8 protein-coding genes are annotated in these 10,437 nt (G+C 33.5%); all 8 read left to right on the top strand.

Features of this window, described 5'->3' with window-relative positions; genetic code table 11:
- Positions 1-26: 26 nt before the first annotated feature.
- The 8 genes from VFM92_RS02990 (at position 27) to VFM92_RS03025 (ending at position 10,132) form a co-directional block, all read left to right on the top strand.
- On the top strand, positions 27-2,276 hold the full coding sequence (locus VFM92_RS02990) for a WG repeat-containing protein (protein WP_325120710.1): 2,250 nt from the start codon (positions 27-29) through the stop codon (positions 2,274-2,276).
- 216 nt (positions 2,277-2,492) lie between these two features.
- The gene (locus VFM92_RS02995) at positions 2,493-4,187 is read left to right on the top strand and encodes a HAMP domain-containing sensor histidine kinase (RefSeq protein ID WP_325120711.1); all 1,695 of its coding nucleotides are present in this window, start codon (positions 2,493-2,495) and stop codon (positions 4,185-4,187) included.
- Positions 4,188-4,393: 206 nt separating this feature from the next.
- Positions 4,394-5,614: a TlpA disulfide reductase family protein gene (locus tag VFM92_RS03000; RefSeq protein WP_325120712.1), complete on the top strand. Its 1,221-nt coding sequence runs from the start codon at positions 4,394-4,396 to the stop codon at positions 5,612-5,614.
- A 3-nt stretch (positions 5,615-5,617) separates the two neighbouring features.
- On the top strand, positions 5,618-6,256 hold the full coding sequence (locus tag VFM92_RS03005; protein WP_325120713.1) for a hypothetical protein: 639 nt from the start codon (positions 5,618-5,620) through the stop codon (positions 6,254-6,256).
- Positions 6,237-6,929, top strand: coding sequence for a DUF2490 domain-containing protein (locus VFM92_RS03010; protein WP_325120714.1), 693 nt, complete (start codon positions 6,237-6,239; stop codon positions 6,927-6,929). The genes VFM92_RS03005 and VFM92_RS03010 overlap by 20 nt, the downstream gene beginning before the upstream one ends.
- 567 nt (positions 6,930-7,496) lie before the next feature.
- A complete protein-coding gene (locus VFM92_RS03015) occupies positions 7,497-8,849 on the top strand; it encodes a M28 family peptidase (protein ID WP_325120715.1) in 1,353 nt (450 codons plus the stop codon).
- A 171-nt stretch (positions 8,850-9,020) separates the two neighbouring features.
- Positions 9,021-9,758 carry a head GIN domain-containing protein gene (locus tag VFM92_RS03020; protein ID WP_325120716.1) on the top strand — a complete coding sequence of 246 codons (738 nt, stop codon included), beginning with the start codon at positions 9,021-9,023 and terminating at the stop codon, positions 9,756-9,758.
- A gap of 158 nt (positions 9,759-9,916) precedes the next feature.
- Positions 9,917-10,132 carry a hypothetical protein gene (locus tag VFM92_RS03025; protein ID WP_325120717.1) on the top strand — a complete coding sequence of 72 codons (216 nt, stop codon included), beginning with the start codon at positions 9,917-9,919 and terminating at the stop codon, positions 10,130-10,132.
- Positions 10,133-10,437: the final 305 nt, after the last annotated feature.

The following is a 10,437-nucleotide window of genomic DNA, read 5'->3' on the forward strand; positions in this document are numbered from 1 at the left end:
AAATAACCGGTCAAGGACCGTTTCGTATGACTAAATTGATTTATATTTTCTTAATCCCATGGTCTTTATTTGCTTATCCTAGCAAAGCACAAGCCTTTATTGACCTTCCTTATGATAGTACTTTAGAAGTTTTTTCTGATAAAGGTAAAAAAGGAATAAGAAATGAAAGCGGAAACATATTATTAGATGCTAATTATCAAAATTTTGGATGGTCAGATGGAAAATCCGAAAATTTAAATGGCTATATCGGCTACCAACAAAACGATTTATGGGGCTTGATGTCTAATAATTTTGAAGTGATTTCAAAACCAAAATACAATAGCTTAATTCCTTTTGGAGATGATTTATTTGTTGTTTCAGAAAAAAGCAAATATTCAAAAGTCTTATTTTACGGATTAATCAATGAAAATGGCAAACAGAAATTAAAGCCTAGCTTCAGAAATATTTACTCCGCTGGGAATCACCTTATCGCTGCCACCAAGAAAGAAAAGGAAATTTACTTTGGGATTATTAATTCATCTGGAAAAGCAGCTGTCCCGTTCGAATATTTCCATATCGAGTATTTAGGATATGATAATTTTATACTGACCAAAAATAATGGCGAAAAAGAATTGATAAAACTCGCTTCTCAGCCTGAAACATTATTGAAAAACATGGATAGTGTTTCCACTTTTCGAGATGGGGTAGCCATAATTTTTAAAAATGGCAGACAGGGGCTTATCAGGCAAGATGGTGAAATTTTATTGCCAATCGAATACAAAAATATAGAATGGAATGATGGCAAGGAAATCTACGTTACCGCATTGGATGAATGGACCATTCTAAATCAAATAGGTAGAGAAATTAGCAAACAAAAAGCAGACTCTATTTTCTATTTGAACGATAGCTTAATTGTAAAAAACACCTCTTCTTTTGCCCAAATCTATAATGTTTATACCAAGGAAAACAAACAAGTTTTTAATGCTGAAATCATTGGTATTTTTGGTGAAAATTTCATCCTCAATAAATCAAATCAAACTTTTATTGCAAAAGACAGCAATAAAATAATTAGTGAGAAATTCAGCGGGGCAGTAAAATGGAACAACGATTTTTTTGTTGCAAAGAAGAAAACCTATCACGGCTTTGAACATATTATAATTAGCAAAAATGGAAAGTCTATAAAGGCTGATTCATTCAATTTTATGGATAATTCAATCGCTCTAAAAATCAAATCAAATTGGGGCATCTTTGATGAGAATTTAAATGAAGTCATCCCTCCTCTTTACCAAGAAATTGTAAAAAATGGGGAGCAATATATCGTAAATTTCAAAGGACAATTAGGGGTAGTTGATTTAGATAACAACTGGGTAATACCTCCTCAATACAAGCTAATTCAGCCTATTGACCACTTTCACTATAAATTAGTAGACAACTACCTTAGTGAATATATTTCGGATGGTCAAGAAAAAACTCAAGCGAGATTATACTATGATTTTTATGGAAAATATGGAGTTGAGCAAGATTTAAATGATTATTACAGGTTAATTGATAAAAAAGGAAAAGCTATAACTGAATTCAGAAAGGGAAAATATAGTGGTCATGGAAAATCAGGAATAATTTTTCACCATGAAAATCAGCACATCTTATTAAATGATATTGGCGAGGAACTATTTAAAATTATTGACTATGACACCATCATTTTTTCAGATGATGAGTATTTAGCTATTCAAAAAAATGGTAGTTGGGGATTTATTAATATTGATGGCCTTTTAAGAATTGCTAATCGATACGACACCGTTCGTCCGATTCATAATGAAAGGTCAGCAATAAAAATCCGTAATTCATGGGGGTTTATTGGTCGAAATGAAAGTTTGGTTGTGCAACCTTATTATTCAGCGGTGTCTGACTTTGAAAATAAAACTGCATTTGTCCAACTGAATGAAAAATATGGCTTAATTGACCTGAATGGCAACTATATTATCGAGCCAGAATATGATGAAATTAAAAAAGAAAATGGATATTATCTGTTAAGGAAAGGAACTAAATGGGGCATTGCTAATTTAATGGGAGAAATCATCAGCTATCCTACTTACGACACTATTTTTGTAGAAAATAATTTTTTGAAGGTAGAAAAATACGGAACATCTAGAATTTTGACTAATACTGGATCTACTTTAATAGATAATCAATTCGACAGAATTTATTTTGATGAAAATTTTAAAGTATTCTTAGCCAAGAAGGAAGCGAAAAAAGAACAAGTTTTTCTAACCGATATTCTGAATGGAATGTATCCTTAATTCTATTTAAAAGCTTATTTGATTAACACTTTGAATTTAGTTCCCATACAAAACAATAGTCAAGTTTTTAATAAAACTAGCTGATATTCAAACAATTTTCCAGCTTTTCCAGAAAAAAATTCATTCTGACTTTTTTCGATAAGATGTGATTTTTAGCTTATATTTAAGTTGTTTTTGGGGATGAATTGAAATAGTTTTATTCCCTGAGTATACTTTATGGACTACAAATTAGAACATACTGCTGAAATAGTATCAGATCTTCCTGGGGAACTTCTATTTAAAATAATGAAGGAAAGTTCTTTGATTGAATCAAATGGAATTCCTTTAAAAGCATTGAAAAATCTGCTTAATTTCATTACAGAAGAATTCGGAGCTGATGAATTTTGGGTAGTAGAAGAAAGCAAAAAAGACAATTGCCTTAAGTGGGATTTGGATAATCAGCTCATAAAAGAAAGTATACCATTTAATCACGAATTAAAGGCAAAAAGCCACCATCCTTTTTTTACAATTGAAATTAAAAAACCCTTTTTATTATTTAAACATCACTTAATCTTCCCAGTAGATATAAATGATAAGAAGATTTATATCGGTTTTTCTTCTCAGCAAAAGTTTGATTTAACAACACAGGACAAAACTTTCTTCTATGTTATTTCTGAAAGATTGAAAGAGTTGATTTTATTAGTCACCAACGAAAGAAAAGAAAAATCAAAAACTCAACGTTTAGAAACCATTTTAGACAGGCTTCCACAAGCTATTGTATTCACTGAAAATAAAGTTGGTGATACATGGTTAAATAATGAAGCACTCGAAATTTTTGGGTTGGAAAAAAATGAAAAATCAATTCCCTCAGAACTTTTCACAAAGAAACTTGCCGAACTTAAGGTAAAAGTAACCAATAAGGAAGAAGTAGAATTGGTGGGAAATAATATGATTAGCCTCAATGCATTACCTTCTAGTTTTGGTGAAGATTGGATTTGGAAATTCGAAAATTCCGTCCTGAAAGTGATTCGAAAAAATGCTTATATAGCTGGGAAAGAAGGTGAGCTATGGGTTTTTGACAATGTAAGCGAGTTATATTTCGCCAATGAAAGATTGAATTCTCTTTTCAGAAAACTCAATGTAGCTTATAATGAGATTAATGCCAACTTAACCGAATTTCAGAATAAATCAAGTAATAAAAGCATCACTGATTTGGAGGCTGAAGAGTCGCGGATCATTCAACAATATGATGACAATGATATTTTAGGGAAGGTGACCCACGATTTAAGAACACCTTTTGCAAAAGTTTATACCATTGTTCAGCTGCTTTTATCTGATAATGAAGAAAATTTGAGCGAACAACAGGTTGAAAGAATCAATCTGATTAAACAAGTAGTTGCGGATGGGCTACAAATTGTTAAAGGTTTTCTGGATACAGGAAATATGGTGTTGGACGATAAAAAATTCAAACCAGAAGTAATTGACATTCAGGAATTTGTAGATAATAGCTTAATGCCATATGAATTATTATCAGCCAAAAAGAATATAATTTTTATTACGCAGGTTCTGGACAAAAATCTTGAACTTGAAGTTGACCGAACTTACTTAAGAAGAATTATTGATAATTTGGTTTCGAATGCCATCAAGTTTTCTCCTAATGAAACACAGATAAACTACACCATCTACCAAGAAGGCGATGAAATCATATTTTCAGTGAAAGACCAAGGTCCAGGACTTACTGATGATGATAAAAGCCGATTGTTTAAGAAATACCAACAACTTTCAGCTAAGCCAATCGGAACGGATGAATCTACAGGACTAGGTCTGTACATCGTGAAAACAATGGCAGATAAGATGGGTGGACGAATTTGGGTGGAAAGCGAAAAAGGAAAAGGAGCTGAATTTAAAGTAGCTTTAAAGGCCAAATCTTAAAATCCGTTCTAAAGAATTATATCAGATTTTCTCATAATTCCTCCAAAGTATTTTAATTTAGATTTCTAAATATTGAAACAGCAATACTCATTTTGCAGTTTAATAGAGCTTATTGAAAAATTACACAATTAACTTAGGGATTGTCTTGTACTATTATCAAGTCACTTAAGCATTTGAAATCAAAAATCGAATCTAACATAATCATTATGAGGAATTTATATCTGTTTAGTATCCCACTATTGTTTTTTGCTTGTTCGCCAGAAGATAAAAAGATTGATCTATCTGGAAAATGGATAGGTGAAATTAGTATGCAAGGCAAAACCATGCCTTTTGAAATGCAAATTCAGGAAGAACAAGACGGAGGCATTAAAGCTAGAATCATCAATGGTAAGGAAGAGATTGTGCTGGATGAAATTCAAAAAAGAAATGATTCACTTCATATTCCATTACATATTTTTGATATCTCCATAGATGTGAAAATAGGCCATAATGTGCTTGCAGGCACTTATACCAAGCATTATGAAGAGGATTATGTGCTGCCCATCACTTTTCACAAAGGAGAAAACAGATTTAAAAGTTTTTCCGATGAAACACCAGCCGACTTTTCAGGTAAATGGGAAGTAACTTTCATTGAGCCGAAAGAGCAAGACACCACCGAAGCTGTCGGAATATTTGAACAGAATGGATCCGATATTAAAGGAACATTTTTAACTCCTTTGGGCGATTATCGCTATTTGGTAGGAAGGGCTGAAGGAAATCGGATGAAACTAAGCACTTTTGACGGAAACCATGCCTTTCTTTTTGAGGCTGAAATTCAAAATGACAATACCTTAAAAGGCGATTTTTACTCAGGAAAAGAATGGTATGAAAGTTGGACAGCCTTCAGAAATGAAGATGCAGAACTACCAAACCCTGACTCACTGACCTACTTGAAAAAAGGCTATGATAATATTCGTTTCAGTTTCCCTAATTTGGAAGGTGAAAAAGTGAGCCTGACTGATGAGAAATATCAAGACAAAGTAGTCATCGTTCAAATATTTGGAACTTGGTGTCCTAACTGCATGGATGAAACCAAATTTCTCACCAAATGGTATGATGAAAACAAAGATAGAGGAGTTGAAATAATTGGGTTAGCCTATGAAGCTAAAGATGATTTTGATTATGCCAAAAGCAGGGTAGAAAAAATGATTGATAAATATGATGTGAATTATGACTTCCTCATTGCAGGAACGAATGATAAAGAAGAAGCATCAAAAACTTTACCAATGCTCAACCAAGTTATATCATTTCCAACCATGATAATAATTGACAAAAATGGTGAACTAGTTAATATTCATACTGGTTTTAGTGGCCCTGGCACTGGGAAATATTATGATGAATTCATCCAAGATTTTAATGCGAAAATGGACAGCCTTTTAAATAAATAATAAATGAACTCTTTTCTAAAATATCTACTGGTTGGTTTTTCTTTTATTTTGTACTCCAATATTTCATTTGCTCAAGAACAAGAAATAGGAGAAAAGTATGAAAGAGAGGAAAAAATAAAGGAAGAAGAATTTCCTAAACCCGCTTTGGAATTAATCAAGCCTATTCTTAAAAAAGGAACAAGAACTCGGTATTTTAAAGACCATGATGAAGATACTTATTATTTTGAAGTCAAAACTATCTATAAGGAAGAAAAAATAAGCATCAAATTTTATAAAGATGGAAGCCTTTTGGACATCGAAATCTTAAAAGAATTTAATGAACTTCCTGTAGATATCCAAAAGCATATTCAGCAATATTTCCAATCTAATTATAAAAAATATCAGCTTAATAGAATTCAAATTCAGTACAATCGAGAGGAAGAATACGAGGACGGAAAAATAGAAATTGATGATGATGAAGAGTATGTGGAAGAATTTCTAGAATTAGATTTAGAAGACCTTATCATCAAATATGAAATTGAAGCTGAGGTATTGAATGAAGATAATGAAAGAGGCTTTTTCGAATTTCTTTTCGATGTAGAAGGAAAAACTGAACAAATCAAAAAAATCATTAAAAGGGCTGATGACAACATACTTTATTAAAAGTTTTATTTTTTGCATTTTCCTCCTCCCTTTTATAGGGCACACCCAAAATAGTCCATCCATCCGCTGGGAACCAGGTATTTCATTTACCAAAAAAATAGATTCTAGATGGAGCTACAATTTTTCTTTAATGGGCAGACAACGATTTACTGATTATGGAGAAGGTGAGAAAAATTTCAAAACAGACCGATGGGAAATTAAAGGATTTGGTACTTATACACTTTTGGGAGGCAAAAAATTAAGTTTGGGTTATATGTACAGGGGCTACGACCCATTTGAACCAGAAGGCGGATGGGAACATAGAATCACTCAACAATTTGCCTTCATTACAAATTTCGGAGGCTACCGACTGGCTAATAAGTTTAGAATAGAGCAAAGAATTCGTTCTAGCGACTATTTAACTAGGTTCAGATATTCCATCAGCAATGATTTTCCTTTGCAAGGAGAAAATCTAGACCCTAAAGAATTTTATTTAATTACAGGCAATGAACTTGTTTATGCATTTAATCAATTAGGCGATGAACTGGAAAACAGATTTTCTCTGGGAATAGGCAGGCTAATCAAAGGTGGGCAAAAATTCCAATTCTCGGTGGTTAGCCAAAATAGTGATTTAATTAGCACGAATCGCGATCATATCATTCAGTTTGAAAGCGTTTATTACTTTAATTTATAGATAATAATTCCGCTGTGGAAAACTTTCCCGATTGTGTTCTTGTTTGACCCTTTAAAGCTTTAATTTTGCAGCATCCTCAGGGTGTTAAACAAATTTTGGTGAACCTAACAAGTATGACAATACCGGGTGAAGCAAGCTTGTAAAGCCAGGCCTCATTCCGACTTCGGTCGGTTCCTCGTTACCTTTTTAAGGTTTCAGGATAACAGTGGAAGGCTGATCAGGTAAGCAGCCCAAATCCTGTAATAATCGGGGTTCACGCAATTTCTTTGATGCTCTGAGGTTTTTTTTGAAAGTTAGAAGTTAGAAGTTAGAAGCTCGAAGTTCACTTCCATGCAACTTCATACCCCCAACTTCGAACCCACATTATTTCCTTTTCATTGCCCAGTGCAAACCTTCGGTACTGACCTATTTTCGTAATTCAATCTTTTTTACTTCCTACTTCTTTCTTCCAACTTCGTTCTTCCTACTTCCAACTCCCCCACTCATCAAAGAAGAGGCTCATTCCTCAACAATTTCCTTACTTTTTGATTTTGGTCTTTCTATATTCAGGGAAAAATAAATAATACTATGACAAAACATATACTCACATTTGCATTTAGTGCTATTGCCTTTTTAGGCATTAGTCAAGTACCTCAAGAGGTAGATACTCGCCATTATGATATAATAGAAGCAGTTTCTGCTGATAGATTAGAAAGCGATATTAGAACTTTAGCTGGGTTTGGAACCAGAAACACCTTCTCAGATACAGTTTCCAATACGCGTGGAATCGGAGCTGCAAGAAGATGGATAAAAGCAGAATTTGACAAAATTTCTGAGGAATGTGGCGGTTGCTTGGAAGTGTTTTACCAAAAAGATTTTGTAACAAAAGAAGGAAACAGCAGAGTACCTAAAGATGCCTGGATCGTAAATGTTGTGGCTATCCAAAAAGGTACAGATTATCCTAATAACTATGTCATGATGTCGGGAGATATAGATTCACGAGCGAGCAATACGATGGATTATGAAATCGATGCACCAGGAGCTAATGATAACGCATCTGGAATGGCTGGAACAATTGAAGCAGCCAGAGTGCTTTCAAAATACAAATTCAAAAACAGCATTGTGTATGTTGGGCTATCAGGTGAAGAACAAGGATTATTTGGCGGAGCAGGGCTTGCCAAATATGCTCAGGATAAGGAATGGAATATTATCGGCATTCTTAACAATGACATGATTGGAAACATTGAAGGCGTAGATGGTGTAATCGATAACCGTACTTTCAGAATATTCTCAGAACCAGTTCCTCCAACTGAAACAGAAAGAGAACGCACTATGCGTAGATATTACGGAGGCGAAGTAGACGGAATTTCAAGACAGTTGGCTCGCTATGTGCATAAGCAAACTACTACTTATATGCCAGAAATGAATCCAATGATGATTTATCGCTTGGATAGGTTTGGTAGGGGCGGGCATCACAGACCATTCAATGATTTAGGTTTTGCGGGCATCAGAATTATGGAAGCACATGAAAATTACAATAGACAGCATCAAGATATTAGAGTTGAAGATGGAATTGAGTATGGTGATGTTGTGGAAGGCGTGAATTTTGGATATGCTAAAAAACTGACCGCAGTAAATGCTATCTCACTAGCAGGATTAGCTTGGGCACCACCTGCACCACAAAACGTAGGCATTGGCGGAGTTGTAGCTCCTTCCGCAATACTAGCTTGGGATGAGGTAGATGATGATAATATAGTAGGATATAAAATTTATTGGAGATTGACTACATCTCCAACTTGGGATAATTTCCGATATGTAGGTAAAGTGAATGAGCACACTTTAGAAGGAATTGTAATTGATAATTACTATTTCGGAGTGGCTGCAGTGGATAAATATGGAAATGAGTCCGTAGTGGTTTTTCCAGAGAGAGTAATTAGATGATTTAAAATTCGAAATATTGTAAAATTATAAGGCTTGTTATTTTGACAAGCCTTTTTTGTTTAAATACAAATTTAAATACTAATCGAGTAAATTATTGAATTTATCATAATTAATTACATTAGTTAACATTTTAATTAAAAGTTCGTTTGACAATCATCACCAAAAATTAAGATGATGAAGAAATCAAGTTTTATTCTAGGAGTACTGATGTTATTAATTTCTCCCTCACTTTTAGCACAGGTAAATAACTATGACGTGATGAACATAGTCGATTTTCATAGTATCAGTGTTAATTCAGCCTATACAGTTTATGTAAAGCAATCCAATAAGGAAGAAGTAAGAGTGGCAGCAGAGAAAGAAATTTATGATTTAACTGAAATTACAGTAAAAGAAGGTGTCTTGCATATCGATATTAAAAAAGATGATTCCCAAACCAGTAAAAGTATTTGGCAAAAAATAGATAATATCAAATTAATGCCAACACTCAAGGTTTATGTTTCAATAAAAGATGTTCAAAATTTATCTGTAAATGGAAACGGCAAGTTAATTACGGAGAATTCCATTGCTTCAGACAATCTTGACCTATTAGTAGCAGGCTCAGGAAGCATGGAAGTAGATGTAAAAACTAAAAAACTGGAAGGGAAATTAGCAGGACCTGGGAACTTGACTATTAAAGGTTATACCGATAATATGGATATTGAAAATTACGGTGCTGGCAGTGTAGATGCCTTTGAATTTGAAGCTCAGGATGCGAATGCGAAATTATATGGCATAGGATCAATAAAAATGAATGTCTCTGAAAAATTGGATGCTGAAATCTATGGAAGTGGCAATATATTAGTGAAAGGAGCTACAAATGAAATCATCAAAAAAGAATATGGATCGGGGATAGTCGAAAGAAAGAATTAATACTTTTTAGAAGTACTTAATTGAGGAGATCTTAAATTACGAGGTTAATTCTACCTATTGAAATACACTAAAATGAAACAATGACACTCCTTATCATGTATACTATAGTGAAATTATTTGTTATTAAGTTTTTTTTATAAAATTTAAACCAAATCAAAATGTCAACAATAAAAGAGAAAACACTAAAAGAATTAGAAAATAAAGTTCATGATTTAGAAAACTTTATTGCTAAAAGAGGTATTGGCTCTAGTTATTTATCAAGAGCGGAAAAAATTCAGAGAAATGTAAACATTGGCCTTTTTGTAGGAGGTTTAGCGATAGTGGGCGGAATTGTAGCCTATACGCTATTGAAAGACAATGAAGACGATGAGTAAATAATTAAAACGTATACATATTTGTGAAGCCTGACTTTAAATAAGTCAGGCTTTTTTTTGGTTTAGATTCAGCCGTAACCTGACTTTGAAAGAATCCTAATTTTACTTCAAGCTCTTATATAAAAATTTAAAACCACTATTTAAATTTAAAACTGAGGGCGTAAAATGGCTAATTCGGTTCGATTTGTGCCACCCATTTCGGTTTTATAGTGCCAGTGATTTCGGTTCAAACTGTGCCAATATTGCTGCTTTGAGGCTGCGTTAAAACGGTTTGATTTGTGCCAGCTGTCACGGTTCTAATTGCC

Origin of the sequence: Marivirga sp., assembly GCF_035704835.1 — a bacterium.
Lineage (GTDB): Bacteria > Bacteroidota > Bacteroidia > Cytophagales > Cyclobacteriaceae > Marivirga.